The sequence below is a fragment of the Spirillospora sp. NPDC046719 genome, from assembly GCF_040645715.1.
Lineage (GTDB): Bacteria > Actinomycetota > Actinomycetes > Streptosporangiales > Streptosporangiaceae > Spirillospora.
The window spans coordinates 73339-90771 of the sequence record NZ_JBEYYT010000001.1; the positions used below are offsets into that span (position 1 = coordinate 73339).

19 protein-coding genes and 2 pseudogenes are annotated in these 17433 nt (G+C 71.1%); 8 read left to right on the forward strand and 13 right to left on the reverse strand.

What is annotated here, in order from left to right:
- The first annotated feature begins 5 nt into the window (after positions 1-5).
- Positions 6-896, forward strand: a complete 891-nt coding sequence (locus ABZ914_RS00330) for an NAD(P)-dependent oxidoreductase (protein ID WP_500190531.1) — start codon at positions 6-8, stop codon at positions 894-896.
- Here the strand turns inward: ABZ914_RS00330 and ABZ914_RS00335 are convergent.
- Entirely contained in the window at positions 862-2256 is a 1395-nt protein-coding gene (locus ABZ914_RS00335) for a sensor histidine kinase (protein WP_500190532.1), read from the reverse strand. The two genes, ABZ914_RS00330 and ABZ914_RS00335, sit on opposite strands and share 35 nt — an antisense overlap.
- A gap of 121 nt (positions 2257-2377) precedes the next feature.
- On the opposite strand from ABZ914_RS00335, the gene ABZ914_RS00340 reads away from it, so the two are divergent.
- Positions 2378-2755 carry a PadR family transcriptional regulator gene (locus ABZ914_RS00340; protein ID WP_433244201.1) on the forward strand — a complete coding sequence of 126 codons (378 nt, stop codon included), beginning with the start codon at positions 2378-2380 and terminating at the stop codon, positions 2753-2755.
- A complete protein-coding gene (locus ABZ914_RS00345) occupies positions 2752-3810 on the forward strand; it encodes a hypothetical protein (protein WP_500190534.1) in 1059 nt (352 codons plus the stop codon). Before ABZ914_RS00340 ends, ABZ914_RS00345 begins: the two co-directional genes overlap by 4 nt.
- On the opposite strand, the gene ABZ914_RS00350 is transcribed toward ABZ914_RS00345, so the two are convergent.
- Both ABZ914_RS00350 and ABZ914_RS00355 read right to left on the reverse strand, forming a co-directional pair.
- On the reverse strand, positions 3811-4260 hold the full coding sequence (locus ABZ914_RS00350; protein ID WP_500190535.1) for a hypothetical protein: 450 nt from the start codon (positions 4258-4260) through the stop codon (positions 3811-3813).
- Positions 4261-4285: 25 nt separating this feature from the next.
- On the reverse strand, positions 4286-5083 hold the full coding sequence (locus tag ABZ914_RS00355) for a helix-turn-helix domain-containing protein (protein ID WP_500190537.1): 798 nt from the start codon (positions 5081-5083) through the stop codon (positions 4286-4288).
- 166 nt (positions 5084-5249) lie between these two features.
- Here ABZ914_RS00355 and ABZ914_RS00360 point away from each other — a divergent pair, with 166 nt between their 5' ends.
- Positions 5250-6047, forward strand: coding sequence for an alpha/beta fold hydrolase (locus tag ABZ914_RS00360; RefSeq protein WP_500190539.1), 798 nt, complete (start codon positions 5250-5252; stop codon positions 6045-6047).
- Between the two features lie 24 nt (positions 6048-6071).
- On the opposite strand, the gene ABZ914_RS00365 is transcribed toward ABZ914_RS00360, so the two are convergent.
- Positions 6072-7190 (reverse strand): methyltransferase domain-containing protein, encoded by a 1119-nt coding sequence (locus tag ABZ914_RS00365; RefSeq protein ID WP_500190541.1) that lies wholly within the window; start codon positions 7188-7190, stop codon positions 6072-6074.
- Between the two features lie 287 nt (positions 7191-7477).
- The gene (locus tag ABZ914_RS00370; protein WP_500190543.1) at positions 7478-7873 is read right to left on the reverse strand and encodes an ATP-binding protein; all 396 of its coding nucleotides are present in this window, start codon (positions 7871-7873) and stop codon (positions 7478-7480) included.
- 171 nt (positions 7874-8044) lie between these two features.
- Between ABZ914_RS00370 and ABZ914_RS00375 the strand changes: the two genes are divergently transcribed.
- The 3 genes from ABZ914_RS00375 to ABZ914_RS00385 are packed head-to-tail and all read left to right on the forward strand — an operon-like array spanning position 8045 to position 9257.
- A complete protein-coding gene (locus tag ABZ914_RS00375; protein WP_500190544.1) occupies positions 8045-8860 on the forward strand; it encodes a helix-turn-helix domain-containing protein in 816 nt (271 codons plus the stop codon).
- Positions 8851-9033 (forward strand): DUF397 domain-containing protein, encoded by a 183-nt coding sequence (locus tag ABZ914_RS00380; RefSeq protein ID WP_500190546.1) that lies wholly within the window; start codon positions 8851-8853, stop codon positions 9031-9033. Before ABZ914_RS00375 ends, ABZ914_RS00380 begins: the two co-directional genes overlap by 10 nt.
- Before the next feature lie 41 nt (positions 9034-9074).
- A complete protein-coding gene (locus ABZ914_RS00385) occupies positions 9075-9257 on the forward strand; it encodes a DUF397 domain-containing protein (RefSeq protein WP_500190547.1) in 183 nt (60 codons plus the stop codon).
- A gap of 170 nt (positions 9258-9427) precedes the next feature.
- Here the strand turns inward: ABZ914_RS00385 and ABZ914_RS00390 are convergent, their stop codons facing one another.
- The 4 genes and pseudogenes from ABZ914_RS00390 to ABZ914_RS00405 all read right to left on the reverse strand — a co-directional run bounded on the left by ABZ914_RS00390 (position 9428) and on the right by ABZ914_RS00405 (position 12796).
- Positions 9428-9802, reverse strand: coding sequence for a cupin domain-containing protein (locus ABZ914_RS00390; RefSeq protein WP_500190549.1), 375 nt, complete (start codon positions 9800-9802; stop codon positions 9428-9430).
- A 301-nt stretch (positions 9803-10103) separates the two neighbouring features.
- Positions 10104-11039, reverse strand: coding sequence for a LysR family transcriptional regulator (locus tag ABZ914_RS00395; RefSeq protein WP_206699916.1), 936 nt, complete (start codon positions 11037-11039; stop codon positions 10104-10106).
- Between the two features lie 153 nt (positions 11040-11192).
- Positions 11193-11405 (reverse strand): annotated as a pseudogene (locus ABZ914_RS00400) (DNA starvation/stationary phase protection protein); the annotation flags it as partial.
- Between the two features lie 146 nt (positions 11406-11551).
- Complete coding sequence (locus ABZ914_RS00405) at positions 11552-12796, reverse strand: MFS transporter (RefSeq protein ID WP_500190551.1); 1245 nt, start codon at positions 12794-12796, stop codon at positions 11552-11554.
- A gap of 243 nt (positions 12797-13039) precedes the next feature.
- On the opposite strand from ABZ914_RS00405, the pseudogene ABZ914_RS00410 reads away from it, so the two are divergent.
- A pseudogene (locus ABZ914_RS00410) lies at positions 13040-13591 on the forward strand (transposase); the annotation flags it as partial.
- A gap of 217 nt (positions 13592-13808) precedes the next feature.
- Here the strand turns inward: ABZ914_RS00410 and ABZ914_RS00415 are convergent.
- The 4 genes from ABZ914_RS00415 to ABZ914_RS00430 all read right to left on the reverse strand — a co-directional run bounded on the left by ABZ914_RS00415 (position 13809) and on the right by ABZ914_RS00430 (position 17333).
- A complete protein-coding gene (locus tag ABZ914_RS00415) occupies positions 13809-14336 on the reverse strand; it encodes a GNAT family N-acetyltransferase (RefSeq protein WP_500190553.1) in 528 nt (175 codons plus the stop codon).
- Between the two features lie 76 nt (positions 14337-14412).
- Positions 14413-15678 carry a serine hydrolase domain-containing protein gene (locus ABZ914_RS00420; protein ID WP_500190554.1) on the reverse strand — a complete coding sequence of 422 codons (1266 nt, stop codon included), beginning with the start codon at positions 15676-15678 and terminating at the stop codon, positions 14413-14415.
- A gap of 160 nt (positions 15679-15838) precedes the next feature.
- Positions 15839-16765: a CU044_5270 family protein gene (locus tag ABZ914_RS00425; RefSeq protein ID WP_500190556.1), complete on the reverse strand. Its 927-nt coding sequence runs from the start codon at positions 16763-16765 to the stop codon at positions 15839-15841.
- Entirely contained in the window at positions 16758-17333 is a 576-nt protein-coding gene (locus ABZ914_RS00430; RefSeq protein WP_500190558.1) for an RNA polymerase sigma factor, read from the reverse strand. The genes ABZ914_RS00425 and ABZ914_RS00430 overlap by 8 nt, the downstream gene beginning before the upstream one ends.
- Positions 17334-17433 lie beyond the last annotated feature (100 nt).

A 17433-nucleotide genomic window follows, 5' to 3' on the forward strand; every position in this document is an offset into this window, starting at 1 on the left:
AGCACATGACATCGCCGGTCACCGTCATCGGCCTAGGCCCCATGGGCGCGACCATGGCGCGGACGTTCCTCGCCAACGGCCACCCCACCACGGTGTGGAACCGCACCCCGTCCAAGGCCGCCCCACTGGTCGAACAGGGCGCGACCCTCGCCGCCACCATGGCAGACGCGCTCGCCGCGTCCGAACTGGTCGTCATCAGCCAGACCGACTACCAGGCCATGTACGACTCCATCGGCGACGCCGACGTCAAGGGACGCGCCCTGGTGAACCTCAGCTCCGGCAGCCCCGGCGAACTGCGCCGCGCCGGCGACTGGGCCCGCGAGAACGGCGCCGACCTGCTGACGGGCGGCGTGATGGTGCCCCCGCCCGGCATCGGGCGGCCCGGCTCGTACGTCTTCTACAGCGGCCCGGAAGCGGTCCTCGACCGCCACCGCGACACCCTCGCCGAACTGGGCGACACCACGTTCGTCGGCACCGACCCGGGCCTGTCGATGCTCTACTACCAGTCGCAGCTGTACGTGTTCTGGTCCACGCTCGTCTCGTACATGCACGCCGCGGCCCTGCTCGGCACCGCCGGGGTGTCCGCGCAGCAGTTCCGGCCGTTCGCGTCGACCACGCTGGAGGCCCTGACGGGCGACGGCCCGATGGGCTTCCTGCGCATCCTCGCCGAGGAGATCGACGGGGGAGTCTCCCCGGGCGGCGCCAACAGCCTCCGCATGCAGGCCGTGGGCGCCGACCACGTCGTCGAGGCGAGCCACGAGGCCGGGATCGACACCGCCGGACCGGCCGCCCTCCGCGACCTGTTCCGGCGCGCCGTGGACGCCGGGCACGGCGACGGCGGCCTGTCCTCGGTCATCGACGTCATCCGCCGTCCGGCACGAGAGGGAGGCGCATGACGAACCGCGCGCCCCGCTCGCTGTCGGCGATGGTGAGCGTGCCGCCGTAGATCTCGGTGATCTCGCGGGCGATCGGCAGCCCGAGGCCCGTCCCCTGCGGGTCCCGCTCGCGCGACTCGCTCAGCCGCGCGAACCGCTCGAAGACCCGTTCCCGCTGGTCCGGCGGGATGCCGTGGCCGTCGTCCTGGACCTCCAGCAGCGCCGTCCCGCCGTCCCGCCGGACCGTCACCTCGACGCTCGACTCGGCGTGCCGCTCGGCGTTGCTCAGCAGGTTGCCGAGCACCCGCGCGATCCGCACCGGGTTCGCCCGCACGATCACGCCGGGCTCCAGCCGGGCCGTGACCCGCACGCCGTCGCCGCGCCGGTCGACCTCCCGGCGGGCCGCCTCCGCGAGGTCGACGGGCTCCACCGGCTGCGGCGCCCGCGAGTCCAGCCGGGACAGCTCCAGCAGGTCCATCACGATGTCGTTGAGCCGCTCGGTGTCGCGCAGCGCCGAGCGGAGCAGCGGCCGCGACTCCTCGGCGGCCTCGTCCAGCGCCATCTCCAGCTGCATGTGCAGGCCGGCGATCGGGTTGCGCAGGTCGTGCGAGGCGTCGGAGATGAACCTGCGCTCCCGGTCGGTCGCCTCCTCCAGCCGCTGCAGCGTCCCGTTGACCGTCTCGCCCAGCGCCTGGATCTCGCCGTGGGTGCGCGGGACGTACACGCGCTGGCGCAGGTCGCGCATGTCGAGGCCGGCCAGTTCCCGCCGGATCCGGTCGACGGGGGCGAACGCCCGGCCGATCGTGTGCCACGTCCACCACGCGACGAGGGCCAGCAGCACGAGCAGGATCGCGACGAGGCTGAGCGGCAGCCCCCACACGTTCAGCAGGCTCGGGAGCGGCTCGGCCGTGACGACCATCGCCCCGGGCCCCCACGGCGACGCGTTCACCACCCGCAGGCCGAAGATCCACGCGCAGCCCGGGATCGACGCGGGGCAGGTCCGCTGGTCGACGAGCAGGGTCCCGGTCGCGAGGTCGGCGCTCGCCAGCGGCGGCTTGCCGCGGGCCGCGGGCGTCGCCGCCAGCACCGTCCTGCCGTCCGGGGTGACGACCTGCACCAGGCTGGACTCGTCCGGGCGGGTGGTGAGCGCCGGGCCGCTCCGCCCGCGCAGGACGTCGAACACGATCCGCTCCGTGGTGCGCTCGGCCTTGTCCGCCTCGCGGCGCTCCAGCCAGTCGCGGACGAGGAGCATGCCGAGCACCAGGATCACGGTCAGGAACAGCGCCGCGAACGCGACGGTGACGACCGTCGCGCGCCCCCGCACGGAGATGAAGAGGCGGTCGCGCCAGTAGCGGGTGCGCTCGCGCCAGCCCTGCGTCACAGCCGTTCCCCCGGATCGTCACCCTGTGTTGCTGATCGCTACCAAGCGTACGGGGCGGCGTACCCGTTCCCGGGGACCGGTGGGCTTGTGCATAGTCAAGTCATCGATATATAAAGATCGCATGAGCAAGCCGATGCAGGAACCGACGTTCCTGATCCTCACCGCCCTCGCGGACGGGGCGCAGCACGGCTACGGGATCATCGCCGACGTCGACCGGATCTCCGCCGGGCGCACCCGGCTGCGCGCCGGCACCCTCTACGCGGCCCTCGACCGGCTCCAGGCCGAGCACCTCATCGCCCCCGACCGCGAGGAGGTCGTCGACGGCCGGCTGCGCCGCTACTACCGGCTCACCGAGGACGGCGCCGCCGCGCTCGCCGCCGAGGTCGACGCGCTCCGCCGCCGCACCGAGGCCGCCGCCCGCCGCCTCGCCGCCTTCCGCCTCCCCGGAGGCGGGACCGCCCCGGCGTTCGCCGGACTCTTCCCGAGGGGGCTCCGTTGAGCACGCTCGAAGACCGCTACCGCCGCCTCCTGGCCTGCTACCCCGCCGCCCACCGCGAGGACCACGGCCAGGAGATGCTGGACGTCCTGCTGTCGGCCGCCCGCCCCGGCCAGACGCGCCCGTCCCTCGCCGACACCGCCGACCTGCTGCTGGGCGCGGTGCGGATCCGGTTCCGCCGCGCCCTGTCCGGCGCCGGGACCTCCCTCTGGCCGGACGCCCTCGCCATCACCGGCTTCCTCGCCATGCTCCTGCTGATGGCCGAGGCCGCGCGGTTCACCCTGAACGTGCCGACGCTGTTCCGCGCCGCCATCATGCAGGACCACGGGGGCCTCGGGCTGTACGGGGTGCTCTACTTCCTCGGTACCGGACCGTACTGGCTCGCCTGGGCGGTCATCGCGGTGCTGGCCTGGCGCGGCATGCGCCGCCGTGCCACCGTCGCCGCCTGCACGGTGACCGCGCTCCAGATCGCTCTCGCCACCTACGGGACGGCCTTCCACGACTACGCCTACGCGTATTACGGCAGGGACTTCGCGGGAACGTCGCTGCCGCTCGCCCTGCTCGCCACGGCGTCCCTGGTCCTGTCGCCCGGCCCGCGCCGTGGCGCCCACCTGCTCGGCCGCGCCCGCCTCATCGGGGCCGTGACGGTGGCCACCGTCCTGGCCTTGCTGCACTCGTACCCGGTGTTCTCCCTGCTCGCCTATGACCAGGCCGAGATCGAACCGCGGACCGCCATGGACGCCCTCGTCACCGTCACGCAGAGCTGGAGTGCGGTGCAGGCGGCGGGTGTGCTGGCGGCCGCCGTCGTGACCGCGGCCGCGCTGGCACGCGACCGCACGAGCCGCCGCGCGTTCGCCCTGTTCGCCCTCGTCGGCGCCCCTGCCCTGGTCAACGCGTCCGGCGACATCTTCCCCGACGGCGTGCCCGCCGCGCTGATGCTGCTGCCGGGATCGCTGATGGTCGGCATGGCCGGACTCGTCGTCGCCGATCTCTGCGTCCGCGTCGTGGAGTCCCCCGCCGGGGCGCGGGCGCGCCGACGGGTGCGGTCGTCGGTCTGATCAGCCGACCCGGAGCCCGCTGACGGCCTCGGCGGACGCCTCCGGCGCACCTTGCGGCGTCAGTCGCGCGACGGGGACCATGCGCCGCCGCTTCACCTCGTACCGCTCGCTGATGGACGCCTGCCCGAGCATCCGCTTGAGCAGGCGTTCCCTTTCCCCGGCGTCCTCGACCACCACGATGCCGGCGGGGTACCAGCGATCGTCCGCCTCGACCTTCGCGGACGTGGCGGAGCGCAGCGACTCCACCAGCGCGCCGTCCGCGTCGTCGGCCAGCAGGACGTGGTCGTCGCCGTCGCGGAACGAGGCGATGATGCCGGGCTCGCCGTGGGGTTCCAGTTCGACCATCACGCCCGGCATGCCGCCGAAGCGGTAGAGCACGACCCGTCCCCGCGTGGCCGCGAACACCGTCCGGTTGGCCAGCCCGATCACGAACAGCAACGCCCCGTCCACAGGAGCCCCCTCTGCGAATCACCGCTTATGGGAAGTCTGCCCCAGATTGCTCCGGGGTGGGAGGTGCGTTGGTCGCGGGTATGCGGGCCTGGGTTGCGAACGCGCCGGGGGTGAGGCCGGCGCGCGCGCGGAAGAACTTGGAGAAGTTGGCGGTGTCGTCGAATCCGGTGCTGCGGGCACATTCGGCGACGGTGATGCCGGTATGGGCGAGGAGCCTCTTGGCCTCCAGCACCACCCGGTCGTCCAGGAACCGCTTGGCGCTGCGGCCGGTCGCCTCCTGCGTCGCCCGGCTGAGGGTGCGCGGCGAGTAGCCCAGTCGCCGGGCGTACCAGGCGACCTCCCGCGACGTCGCGAAGTGCGCCTCCACTGCCGTCGCGTAGGCGGTGAACGCCTCGCGCCCGGCGGGCGGCGGAGGCGCGCAGTCGGCGGCGCGGAGCAGGAGGACCTCCAGCAGCGCGCGCAGGATCGCGGTACCGCCGGGTATCGGTCGGGCGCGGGACGCGTCGTACTCGCGGCGCAGATGGTCGGCGGCGAGACGGACCAGCGCGGGGCGCTCGGGCTGCCGCCAGGTGACCGGCCCGAAGGGCTCGGCGCCCGGGGAGCCGTGCGGGACGGCTTCGGGACGGAAGAGCACCAGGGTTCCGTCCAGGTTCTCGATGTCGTCCCAGCGGTGCACACGGCCCGGCCGGATCCAGACGATCGTGCCCGGCCCCAGGCGGTGATGGACGAAATCCACCGTCACCGCTCCCCGCCCCGAATCGACGATCGCGAGCACATGGAAGTCGGCCCGCTGCAAGGGCGGATGCCCGCTGCCTGCGGGCATTCCTCGCAGCAGAGGGAACGTGATGACTTCGACACCGCCGTCCGCCGCGTAGCGCAGCGATCGGATGTCGTCTCGCTGTCCGTTTTTCACCATAGACAGGCCGGAGCTTACCTGTTCCGAGAGGTCGCCGGTTCGTAGCGTCGAAGCAGACGAAAGGAGAGTCCAGATGGACAAGCGATACGTGAACGTCCAGGGCGGACGTCTGCCGGTGTGGGTGCGCGACGGAGAGCCGACCGCGCTGGTGTTCCTCCACTACTGGGGCGGTTCCCACCGCACCTTCGCGCCGGTGATCGACCGGCTCGCGTCCGGACGCACCGTCGTGTCCTACGACCACCGCGGCTGGGGCGCGGCCCGCGACCTCCCCGGCCCCTACGGGATCGAGCGCCTCGCCGACGACGCGCTGGACGTCGTCCGCGGACTCGGCCTCGACCGGTACGTGCTCGTCGGGCACTCGATGGGCGGGAAGACCGCCCAGCTCGTCGCGTCGCGGCGCCCTGCCGGACTGGCCGGGCTCGTCCTCGTCGCCCCGGCCCCGCCCCGCCCGACCGTGGACGCGCGGGCGGCGGAGGCGCTGTCGCACGCCTACGACAGCCGCGCGACGGTCGCCGACGCGCTCCAGCACGTCCTGACCCACCGGCCCCTGCCCGCCGACCTGCGCGAACAGGTGATCGCCGACAGCCTCGCCGCAGGCGACGACGCCCGGCTCGCCTGGCCGCGCCACGGCATCACCGCCGACATCTCCCACGCCGCCCGCACCATCGACGTCCCCGTCCACGTCCTGGCCGGACGGCACGACCGCGTCGACCCGCCCGCCTCGCTGGAGGCCGACCTCCTGCCCGTCATCCCCGGCTCCCGCATGACGGTCATCGAGGACACGGGCCACCTGTCCCCGCTGGAGGCGCCCGGCGCACTCGCCGCCCAGATCGACCGCTTCGCCGCCGGCCTCGTCCCCTCCCGCTCGTGACGCCGAACCGCCCCGCGTCCCGCCTCAGATCACGTTGGACGGACGGTCGAGCCAGACCCGCTGCCCCTCCGGACCGGCGACCAGCCCGAACCGGTCCCGGCCCGGACTTCCCCACCCGACCCAGCGCAGGTAGGCGGCCTCGACCTCGTCCCACAGCCGCCGCTCACCGCCCTGGACCACCAGAAAGTCGTCCGCGCCCAACCGATAGGAGCACCGCGCCCACGACGTCCCCGCCCCGTCCACGAGCACCAGGCTCGGCCGCCCCCGGACGATCCGCTCGTCACCGAGCACGTCGGGCAGCATCCCGGCGATCGCGATGCCCGCCCTGGACGAGTCGCCGTCCACGGTCCGAGGATCGAGCCGCGTCCGCGACTCCTCGCCGTCCCGGTCGAGGTCACCGAACCCGGGACTGCGCTGCGACCGCAGCATCATGTAATCGGCCGACCCGTGGAACCGCCCGATCGCGCGGCCGTCGCCCGTGACCGTGAGCCGCGCCTTGTGCCCGTCCCCGAGCGACGGCATCCACGGGAACAGAATCACCCCTCCCGGCCGCGTCTGCTCGATCCAGCTCGCCGGCAGGACGGTGACCGCGCACGTCACGTGGACCCGGTCGAACGGCGCCCGCGCGGGCACGCCCTTCTCGCCGTCGCCGACCACCAGGTCCGGCGCGAACGCCGCCTCCCTGAGGTTCGCCGCCGCCCTCTCCGCGACCCGTTCGTCCACCTCGACGGACGTCACCCGCCTGGCGCCGAGCCTGGACGACAGCAGGGCCGCCGTCCAGCCCGTCCCGGTGCCGATCTCCAGCACGCGGTCGTGATCGCGGGGCGCGAGCAGTTCGAGGAAGCTCACCACCGCCCCGGGCGCCGACAGCGACGACGTCCACGCCCCTTGACCGGACGCCGGATCGCCCGCCCCGTCGTCCACCTGCGTGACGATCGCGGCGTCGGCATAGGCGGCCTCCCGCCACCGCTCCGGATCGGCGGACCGGTCGATCGCGAAAGGAGCACCGGCACCGTCGGGCGTGCACCAGGCCCGATCCGGGACGAACAGATGGCGCGGCGCCTCGTGCATCGCCCGCTCCCACTCAGGACTGCGCAGGTCACCGCTCTCCCGCAGCCGCCGGACGAGTTCGGATGTGGTCACTTTCCCCTCTTCCCGCCGCCACCGGTGTTGTCGTCGTCCTTCTTGTCCGGCGGAATCGGCTGCCCCGGCCGATGCGTGTCGCCGCTGTTGTCGTGCTTGCCCATTGGCCCCATCTCCTTGTCTCGCGCGGGACTTTCACCGGGCCGAGAACAACCGGCACGTGAGAAGCGCACCGACCGCCTCCACCCGCGATTCGCGAGCCCGCTGGAACAGAACCTCGCCCTGCGCCGAACGCACCGGCCGAAAGGCCCGCGCCCTGCCGAGCCGGAGCCGAACCGCGCGACCTGCTAGAGGCCGCATTTCGCCCACGTGACCTTTCCGCCTTCCACCAGCGGCCGCGTGCCCCAGGAGAGCGCGAGCTCCGAGACCATGAACACCCCGCGCCCCGACGTGGCCTGAACGTCCTCCGCGCACACCACCGGACGCCCGTCGCCGCCGTCCCACACCTCGATCACGGCGCCGCCGTCCCGCTCGTCCCGGAACACCCGCACCACGACCGGCCCTTCGCCGTGCACGCACGAATTCGTGACGAGCTCGCTCACCAGGACGCGTCCGATGTAGTCGTCGCGCGAACCCCATTCGCGGAACCATTCCGCGAGGAACCGCCGCGCCAGCCCCGGAGCCCGATCATCCGGCTCCAACACCAGCGTCGGCACCTCCGAGGCGAACGAAGTAGGCGACATCGGACACCATTCCTGACTGGCCGTGGATACTTCCTTTGCTTCTTGATGACAGTCAGCCATAATGGAAGCACTCAGCGTGACAAAACGCATGTCGCGCATGGCAAGCCGTGGTGCATGCGCCCCTGCCACTTGGGTGTTGGTTGGGTGCCCCGAAAGAGGGAGGATGAGGACATGGCTCCACAGCGCAAGCGCGGGACGGTCTCGCCGACGCTGCTCGCCTTCGGGCGCCGGTTCCGCCGGCTCCGCGAGGCGAAGGGCTGGACGCAGGAGGCGCTCGGCCGCCGCGCGAACGGCGGGCTCGGAGTCAAGCCCCAGTACATCGGCGCGGTCGAGAACGGCCGCACCCGCTGCACCCGCGAGTTCGCCGAAACCATGGACCACGCCCTGGACGCGGACGGCGAGCTCCTCGACCTCTACGACGACCTGGTCAAGGACGCCACCTTCCCCACCTGGTTCGACTGGCACACCGTCGAACCCGAAGCGGAAATGCTCCAGGCATACGAGCCGCTAAACATCCACGGCCTTCTCCAGACTCCCGCCTATGCCTCTGCGCTGCTGAGAAGCGACAAAGAAGCGGTCGAAGCGCGCATCAACCGCCAGAGCATCCTGGGCCGGGATAACCCGCCACCGCCGAATCTCTCGGTGCTCCAGGACGAGGTGTCCCTCTACCGTCCGGTCGGCAGCTCGGAGATCATGAAGGAGCAACTGGAGCATCTCCTCTACCAGGTGGAGCGGCGCGTCGTGACCGTCCAGATCGTCTCCAGTGCTGGTGAGCACGCCGGGAACAGCGGATCATTCACCCTCGCTACGCTCCCCGATAGAAGCGAGATCGCTTACGTGGACATGGCGGCCCGCGGTCTCACGCTCAGTGATCCGGAAGACATCGCGTTGGTGAGTCGATCGCTCATCGAGATCCGGTCGCTGGCCTTGCCCGTGAGTCATTCTATCGAAGTAATTCAGAAAGCGGTGCGAGAAAAATGGACCTGAATAGCGCAATCTGGCGGAAGTCGAGTTACACCACGTCGAACGGCGGCAATTGCGTGGAGTTGGCGTCGGTGCCGGGGACGGTGGCGGTCCGCGACAGCAAGGACCCGGATGGCCCCAGGCTGGTGTTCGACCGGCGCGCCTTCGCGGAGTTCCTGACGAGCGTCAAACGGTAGGGCCGACTGACCTCGTGCCGGTCGTGGAGGTGTCAGACGAGATGGACCTGAACCACAATCCCTGGCGGACGAGCAGCTACGGCACTAACAACGGCGGGCAGTGTGTCGAGCTTGGCGCTCTTCCCAATGCCGTCGTCGCACGGGACAGCAAGGACCCGGACGGCCCGAGGCTGGTGTTCGACCGGCGGGCGTTCGCGAAGTTCCTGACGCACATCAAGCGCTAGCACCGCAGGGGCGTGGCAATGATGCACCCGACGAACTAGTGCCGCGTCAATGAACGGATCGAGGCCCAAGACACCGCCCTGCGCTACTTCGCGCTCGACGGCACCGACCATGCCCTACGCGCCGTCGTCAACAGGGCGAACGTTGCCTGAGCGGTGTGTCCCGACCTTTGTCAGGAGCCGGCGGGCGGTTCGATCGCCGGCTCCTCGCCGGCGGCGAGCGGGAAGTAGCCCAGAAAGGTGACGCCTTCCTCGGTGGCGTCGAACTTTTCGATCACCGCGCCCTGGGGTTCGTGGAATACGTCCCCGGGGCGTAGCACCGAGGGCTCCTGGCCTGCGATCTGGTAGACGGCCGAGCCGGATTCGATGCTGCCGAACACGGGCCCGTTGTGGATGTGTCGACCGGCAGGATGGCCAGGGGCGATCCGGATGCGGCGGATCTGGATACGGGCCGTCGCCTTGACCGGGTCCACCACTTCATCGAGCAGAATCTCTCGGCTCATCGGCGCCTGGGTGCCACCGGATCCAAGGGGCGCTTGATCCTCCATGGCCCCATCATGCCCGAGGAGGGAGTGGCCGGCCGGACTGGTCCCGCCTCGGGTGACCAGGGGGCGAACATAGCCTGATGCGGCACTAGGACGCGCGGTCGCCGGCAGTGGCGCTGCGGGGCGGCTCGAGGCGTTCGACCGCCTGCCGCGCCACGGCGCTTACGCCATCAACGCCGCGCCGGACTCGGCGGCCGGGCACATCGAAATCGAGCCCGGATGCGTTTTTCCTTCGGACCGCGGTCCTGCAAGCAGCTTGGCGTGACGTTCGGCGTTGTGGCGGTCAAGAACGACCCGGCTGCCGTCAGGTGATGTGCCGTAGCAGCGCGGCGACCGCCGGCGGTGCCTCACCGGGAGGTCGTACCACCATGATCTTCCAGTTCGGGGCGTGCCGGTCGAACCGGTACTGGGGCAGATCGGGGAAGCGGTCCGCAATGGACTTGGGCATGATGCAGACGCCGAGGTCGTTGCGGACCAGCTCGGCTGCCGCGCCGATGTCGTTCACCTCGAACGTCGTGCCGCGGTCGACGCCCGCGGCCCGGAAGGCGCGGTCGACCGCGTAACGGATGGCCCAGCCGGGTGTGAAGTCCACCAGGGGCAACTGGCCGATGTCGGCGAGCCGGACCTCGCCACTCGGTGTCGCTCCGGCGAGTACCCGCCGGGGCGCCGCCAGCAGCACCATGTCCTCGCGGGAGAGCAGCCGGGTCGTGAGCCCGCGCTGCTGCTGGCGGTCGAGCGCCACTACGGCGAGGTCCACCGTGCCCTCACGCAGCGCCTGCCGGATGTCGGCGACGGCCGCCTGTCGCAGGTGCACGACCACGCCGGGATGCTCCGCACGCAACGCGGCCAAGGCGTGGTGAAGTCCCGCCCATACCCCCTGCATCGTGCCGACCGTCACCCGCCCGCGCAGCTGCCCCCCTACGGCATCGACGGCCTCCCGGGCCAGTTCGGCGGCGCGGAGCGTCGCGCGTGCGGCGGGGACGAACGCCTCGCCGGCCGGAGTGAGGGAGACACGGTGCGTAGTGCGGTCGAACAAGGGCGCACCCAGTTCGCGTTCGAGGGCGCGGACCGTGCTGGACACGGCGGACTGGACCACGTGCAGCCGCCGTGCAGCCGCCGTAAAACCGCCCGTGTCCGCCACCGAGACGACGACCTCCATCTGCCGCAGATCCATCATCCGCTCCTGGTCGAACAGCGCTCCGTCCGGCGTGAAGGCGACGGGCTTCGATCTTGGCTGCATCGTATGCGGACGATGGGACGTCGTGCGCGTGCGCCGGTTCATGACCCGCAGCTGCCGGGGTCACGTACGACGGACCGAGGCCGCGGCCTTCCTCAGGCACGGACCAACGGTGTGTCGACCAGATGCCCGGCCAGGAACCACGCCTGCCGTCCGGGGCCGCGGGATCGAGCTGATTTCGGCGACGTGCCGCGGGTCTCCCACCGCGACGCCGCCCAGGGACTGGACGCGTTCGGCGATGGTGTCGAGCTGTTCGCCCGCGTGCTCGGCGATGGGGAACTGCTTGACGGTCCCGAACTCCTGGATCACTTCGCCCTTCTGGTGCAGCCGGGGCTGGCTGCTGTGCGGGGATGACAAGTTGGTGGTCACGGTCCGCCTCCTGTCGTGCCGTGCTGTGTGTACCTCGGTGACGCTAGGTGCCCGGTCGGGGGCCTTGACCGATAGCGCATGCGGTGCTGTCCGCCAGCGCACCTTGTCGGCCGGTCCCAGGGCGGCTTCCCTGGGGCCGGCCGCCATTACAGGCTCGCGGTACCCGGCTTCGCCGCCGCTCGCTGCCGCCGCTCGGTGGTCCAGTAGAGGAAGGCGACCAAGGGGAGGGCCGCGCCGAGAACCGTCAGGGCAGTCCAGCCGCCGGTGTGGTAGACGGCGGAGCCGAGTTGCGAGCCGACCGCGCCGCCGACGAAGAACATGGCGATGAAGGCGCTGTTGAGGCGGGCGCGGGCGGCGGAATCGAGCTGGTAGACCATGTGCTGGCCGAGGATCAGGGTGGTTTGTACTGCCATGTCGATGAGGATCGCGGCCAAGGCGATCAGTATGACGCTGTGTCCGCCGAACCCGGCGAGTGCGAAGGCGAGGGCGGCGACCACGAAGGCGATGCCGGTCACGGGGCGGGCGAGCCCACGGTCGGCCCAGTGCCCGGCGAGCGGGGCGATGGCCGCTCCGGCCGCGCCGACGAGGGCGAACACACCTACTCCGACCGGGGAGTAGTGGAAGTGGGGGCCGGTCAGGACGAAGGACACCGTGGTCCAGAACGCGCTGAAGGCACCGAACATCGCCGCCTGGTAGAGGCCACGGCGCAGTAGTACCGGGTGCGTGCGCACCAGCCGGACGGTGGAGCGCAGCACGTGGTGGTACGGGATGGTGGTGGTCGGCGCGTGCCGGGGTAGGGCCGCGCGCAGGGCCATGGCGAGCACGGCCATCAGGGCGGCGGAGCCGAGGAAGACGACACGCCAGCCTGCGAGGTCCGAGACCAGACTGCTCAACGTGCGGGAGAGCAGGATGCCGGTGAGCAGGCCGCTCATCACCCTGCCGACGATGCGGCCGCGGGCGTGGTCGGGAGCGAGGCTGGCGGCGAAGGGCACCAGGATCTGGGCGACGACCGAGGTGGCGCCGCTGACCAGCGAGGCGATCAGCAGCATGGGGAAGCTGGTGGCGAGTCCCGCCGCCACGAGGGCGAGCGTCGTGACCGTCAGCAGGACGGTGATCAGGTTGCGCTTCTCCAGCCTGTCGCCGAGCGGGACCAGGAAGAGCATGCCGATCACGTAACCGACCTGGGTGAGCGTGATCAGTGTGCCGGCGGTGGCCGTGCTGGTGTGGAAGACACCGCTCAGCGAGGACAGCAGGGGCTGGGCGTAGTAGAGGTTGGCGACTGTCATGCCGGAGGCGACGGCCAGCAGTGCGACCAGCCACCCCGGCACGCCGTGCGGGGCCGTCGCGGCTGGGCCTCGGAGCGAGGTCCTGGCTTCGGATGATGCGGACATGTGCACCTACTTGTCGGGACGAGCCGGGATACCGGCGCGGGCGGAAGCGCTGTCGTGTGGCCGGCAGCTTTCTCGATGCCGTCACGTAGGCAGAAGCGTCGATCTGCCCCCGGTGCTTCCTCATCTGGGGCGATGATTCGGGATGTCAGTCATCTCAACTGGAGATAAGCGTGCAGGGTTCGTGCCGCCGGTGGGCTGGGGGCCTGTGGGGCTTCACGTCTGCCCGGCGCGCCGGGCGGACACGTGTTGCACACCGGGATCCGGTGGGAGTTCCTGTCCCAGGAACTGGGGTTCGGTCCGGGGATGACGTGCTGGCGGCGGCTGGGCGAATGGCACCAGGCCGGGGTGTGGGAACGTCTGCATCGGCTGCTGCTGGAGGAGCTGCATGCCGCCGGGCAGTTGGACTGGTCCAGGGCGGTGATCGACAGCTCCCACGTGCGGGCTTTTGAAGGGCCCAAAACCGGGCCGAGCCCGGTCGACCGCGGCCGTGCGGGCTCCAAGCACCACCTGCTGACCGACGGCAACGGCACCCCGCGCGGGTCCGGGCTGGGCGTCCACCGCTACGTCGTCGAATGCACCATCGGCCTGCTGCACTGGTTCCGCCGCCTGCGCATCCGCTGGGAGATCCGCGACGACATCCATGAGGCCTTCATGACCATCGACGGCCGAGCCGGCGAGGAGGTGACCGGGGCGAGCCTGCTGGAGATCAGTCCGGGCCTCGCTGGCGCTGGGCTGCTGGATGGCTTTATCGGCTGCCTACGAGAGCGGAGAGCGCGAGGTCTCCCTCTCCGGTAGGGAGCGGGTACAGCGGATGGCGGGATGGGCTGGGCCGGGTGGGACCTGGCCGGCCCGCAGGCGGTCTGGACGCCGCAGATGCATGAGATATTCGGCCGCGATCGCAGTGAGGGGCCGATAGCGCTGGAGGACATCGCGACCGTGGCGGTGGCGCAGGATCTGCCAGTGCTAGCACCGCGGGCGTGGCAGTGATGGACCTGACCAGGACTGCTGGTCGTCATCGGGTAGGGGCTTGCAGGTCCAGGATGTACCAGTCGAAGCGTGTGCCGTGTGTGCCGTGCGTCGGGTTGCCCGGGGTGAATCCTGCCCGTTGCGCGACTGCGGCGGAGGCGGGATTCTCCGGGTCCACCTGGATCACCACTTCCGCCGCGCCCTCGCTCGCCGCGTACCGGGACGCCAACAGGACCGCGCGGGTGGCCAGGCCGCGTCCCCGCCAGGACGGGTAGAGGCCGTAGGCGATGTTCACCTGGCCGAGCGCCAGTTCATCTCCCGCGAACCGCAGGTCGATCGTGCCCGCGAGCACCTCGTCAGCACCCGTCCGGATGCCGAACGCGCGGAGCGGCCCTGCGGTGTCCCACTGCTCCCGGCAGTGCCGGAAGTACGCTTCGATGCCGTCCCGCGTGCCGGGACCGCCGTTGAGCCACCGAACGAGTTGCTCGTCCTCCCCGGCGAGGTGCGCCTCCACATCGTCCGGCCGCAGGGGGGACAGAGTGATGATCCCGTCGGACAGCTTCACTTCGTGCATCCGGTGATTCTTGACGCAAGAGCCGCGCCGCACCATCGGATTTCGCGTGGCGTCCCGTGTCCGCCGTCAGGCCGTTTCAGCCGCCGCCGCCACCGCCGCCGCCGGGCGAGACACCGGTGATGGCCTGCATCTCCTGGCCGATCATCTCCTGGAGGGGCACGCCGTCGCGGTTGCCGAGGATGACGCCGACCCAGCCGGTGTACGGGTAGATGTCCCAGTTGGCGGCGACGCCGGGGTTGCCGCCGGCGCGCTGGTACATCCACTGGCCGCCGACGATGGAGACCGGGATCCCGTACGCCCCGAACGACGCTCCTTGGTGGGGGATCTTGGGCGCGGTGAGCACGTCGGCCCAGGGCCGGTCCAGCAGCGTGCCGTCGCCCAGCGCCTGCGCGAACCGGACGAGATCCGGCGCGGTGACGAAGCCGCCGTCCCCGGGGGCGTCGATGAAGGCGCGGCCCGGGTTCTTGCCGAGGACCTCCCGGGCGGCGCTGCTCTTGTCCAGGTTGCGCACGGCGTCCACCTGGCTGCCGTCCGCCAGCGTCATGTACGGGTGCGCGATGTGCTCGTCGGTGAGCCACTGCGGCCGGGTGTAGAACGCCGAGCCGGTCATGCCGCAGCGCTTGAAGATGTTCTCCTGGACGTAGTCCCAGTACGTCGTGCCGGCCACGGCCTCCACGATCAGCGCGGAAATGGTGACCTCCGCCTCCGCGTGGGAGGTGTCGGGAACGCCCGGGACGCCGACCGGTTTCGCCTGCCGCGCCCGGTGCTCGTAATACCTGTGCACTTCCTTGCGGCTCCGGAAGACGCGTTGCACGTCCTCCTCCGGGCTGGCCAGCCCGGAGGTGCCGGACAACAGGTGGTGGATGGTCACCTTCTCGGCGATGTCCTTGGCGAAGCCTTTCAGGTGGGTGCCCACCGTGTCCGACAGATTCAGCTTGCCTTGCTGCGCCAGCTGCAAGACGGCCACCGCATGGAACGGCTTGCCCGCCGAGCTCAGGCTGAACGCCGTGCCTTCGTGATTGCGGATCCCTTTCTCCTCGTCGGCCATGCCGTAGCTGCGGGACAGCACCGTCCGGCCCTTGTGCGACAACAGCACCACGCCGGAGAACCTGCCCTCGGCGGCCAGCTTCGCCACGTACCGGTCGTAGGCTCCGCCGGGGCGCGTGGCCGGTGGGATGCCGGGGCCGGACGAGGCCGGAAGGCGCTGTCCCGCGGCCACGGCATGCCCGGACGGGGAGCCCACCAGCGACGCGCCGGCCGTCACGACGCCGGCGGCCGCCAGCCCGCCGCCCCACCCGAGCAGCCGCCGCCGATCGACGCCACGCACGGAATCCGAGTCCATGATCACGGTCCTTTCCTGATCGATGAATCGACCGTTACGGGGCCACCGGCGGGCACTATCGGCGACCGATCACCCGCCGGTGGGACCCCCGTGGCTCAAGTGAAGACGGAAGCCTGTTGTGGCGGCGTATGCGATTTTCGATACGCTCGCGATACACGGGTCAGTGGTTCTGGGTCTTGAGCTGCTTGTTCTCCTTTTCGATGTAGGGGATCTGCTTGCTCCAGGGGACGATCCGCCCGGGCAGCGTGTCCGTCCAGCCGGACGCCGTCTGCGAGGGCCCGACGGGGGCGGAGCCGTCGCCGAATCCGGCCCATCCCTCGACGCGGAACCGCGTAGTCGTCGGATCGACGACGATCGTCTCGGTGCCGTCGACGCGCGTGCCGGCGTCGTTCGTGTACGAGATCCTCAGCCGGTAGCCGCCCGCCGTCCTGCCGAGGTTGTCGATGTGGGGCATCGCCGCGAGGGCGCGGTAGGCCGCGGCGCGGACCTTCGGCGGGGCGGGCACCGCGAAGAGCAGCGACTCCAGCAGGCTCATGGTGCGCACCGGCTGGTCACAGCCGCTCCGGACCGCGCAACTCCTGAGCAGCGCGGCCTTGAGCCCGTCGGGGTCGGTCGGCAGCCGCTGGACGCCGGCGAAGTCGAGGGTGCTGGTTCTGATCAGCGGACGCTTCTCGACGCGGCTGACCAGGCCCGGCGCGACGCTGAGCCAGGTGGCGCCGTCGCGCCGCGTCCACGACTCGGAGACGCGGGTGACCTCGCCCAGCTTCTCGACCGACTTCGTGTGCCAGTACGTGCCGGAGCTCGCGGGCTTGGACTCCGCGGTGGTCGCGGCGGCGAGCATGACCTGCCGCCCGGACAGGACAGGCTCCTTCTTCGCGTCCGGCACCGACAGGTCGGAGACGACCACGGCCGCCGCCGCTGCCGCCGCCGTGAGCCCGACTCCGGCGGCGATCCAGCGCTTCCTGCGCCTGGGCTTGGCGGGGCCGCCCCGCATCGTGTTCTGGAGCCGGTGCCGGCTGCGGTTCACGGTGTCGGTGGACGGTTCGGGCCCGGCCAGTGCGGTGCCGAGCATTGTCAGTTCATCCATGGAACGCCTCCGGCCGGATCGCGTCGTGCAGTTTCTTGCGGGCCCGGGAAAGCCGGGAGCCCACCGTGCCCTGGGGGATCCCGAGCGCGTCCGCGACCTCGTCGTAGCTCAGTTCGGCCAGCGCGACGAGGAGCACCACGTCGCGTTCACCAGGGGAGAGTGAGGCGAGCGCCTTGGCCAGCTGGGGCCGCATGCGCGAGGCGGCGGTCTCGGTGACGACGCGGTCCTCGTGGCTGCCGACCGTGGGGGCGTCGCCCGCGCTGCGCGCCAGCGCCCGGTACCGGCGCGCCTCCTTGCGTCGATGCTGCGCGACGAGGTTCGTGGCGATCCCGAACAGCCAGGCGCGGAGGCTTCCGCGCTCCGGATCGAACCCGTCGCGCTTCCCGAACGCCAGGCAGAAGGTCTCGGCGGCGATGTCCTCGGCGGTCTGGGCGTCCAGCCGGCCGGCGACGTAGCGGTAGACGTCCCGGAAGTACCGGTCGTGGACGTCGGTGAACCGCTCCGGATCCCGCCGGAACCCCGCCACGATGTCGAGGTCGGTCGGTGACTCGCCCACCTCGGCGGTCACGTACCTGTCCTGCTCATTGCGGAACCTTTCGAGTGTTCGGCCAACGATCACCCGTACTTCGCCGAACCCCGACCCCGTCTTCCACCGCCAGATAGACAAA

Excerpts from the sequence above, each read along its gene's own strand:
- ABZ914_RS00330 (WP_500190531.1), top strand. The coding sequence starts at position 6 with ATGACATCGCCGGTCACCGTCATCGGCCTAGGCCCCATGGGCGCGACC.
- ABZ914_RS00340 (WP_433244201.1), top strand. The coding sequence starts at position 2,378 with ATGAGCAAGCCGATGCAGGAACCGACGTTCCTGATCCTCACCGCCCTC.
- ABZ914_RS00355 (WP_500190537.1), bottom strand. The coding sequence starts at position 5,083 with ATGCCCGCAGGCAGCGGGCATCCGCCCTTGCAGCGGGCCGACTTCCAT.
- ABZ914_RS00360 (WP_500190539.1), top strand. The coding sequence starts at position 5,250 with ATGGACAAGCGATACGTGAACGTCCAGGGCGGACGTCTGCCGGTGTGG.
- ABZ914_RS00370 (WP_500190543.1), bottom strand. The coding sequence starts at position 7,873 with ATGTCGCCTACTTCGTTCGCCTCGGAGGTGCCGACGCTGGTGTTGGAG.
- ABZ914_RS00375 (WP_500190544.1), top strand. The coding sequence starts at position 8,045 with ATGGCTCCACAGCGCAAGCGCGGGACGGTCTCGCCGACGCTGCTCGCC.
- ABZ914_RS00380 (WP_500190546.1), top strand. The coding sequence starts at position 8,851 with ATGGACCTGAATAGCGCAATCTGGCGGAAGTCGAGTTACACCACGTCG.
- ABZ914_RS00385 (WP_500190547.1), top strand. The coding sequence starts at position 9,075 with ATGGACCTGAACCACAATCCCTGGCGGACGAGCAGCTACGGCACTAAC.
- ABZ914_RS00390 (WP_500190549.1), bottom strand. The coding sequence starts at position 9,802 with ATGGAGGATCAAGCGCCCCTTGGATCCGGTGGCACCCAGGCGCCGATG.
- ABZ914_RS00395 (WP_206699916.1), bottom strand. The coding sequence starts at position 11,039 with ATGCAGCCAAGATCGAAGCCCGTCGCCTTCACGCCGGACGGAGCGCTG.
- ABZ914_RS00405 (WP_500190551.1), bottom strand. The coding sequence starts at position 12,796 with ATGTCCGCATCATCCGAAGCCAGGACCTCGCTCCGAGGCCCAGCCGCG.
- ABZ914_RS00415 (WP_500190553.1), bottom strand. The coding sequence starts at position 14,336 with ATGCACGAAGTGAAGCTGTCCGACGGGATCATCACTCTGTCCCCCCTG.
- ABZ914_RS00420 (WP_500190554.1), bottom strand. The coding sequence starts at position 15,678 with ATGGACTCGGATTCCGTGCGTGGCGTCGATCGGCGGCGGCTGCTCGGG.
- ABZ914_RS00425 (WP_500190556.1), bottom strand. The coding sequence starts at position 16,765 with ATGGATGAACTGACAATGCTCGGCACCGCACTGGCCGGGCCCGAACCG.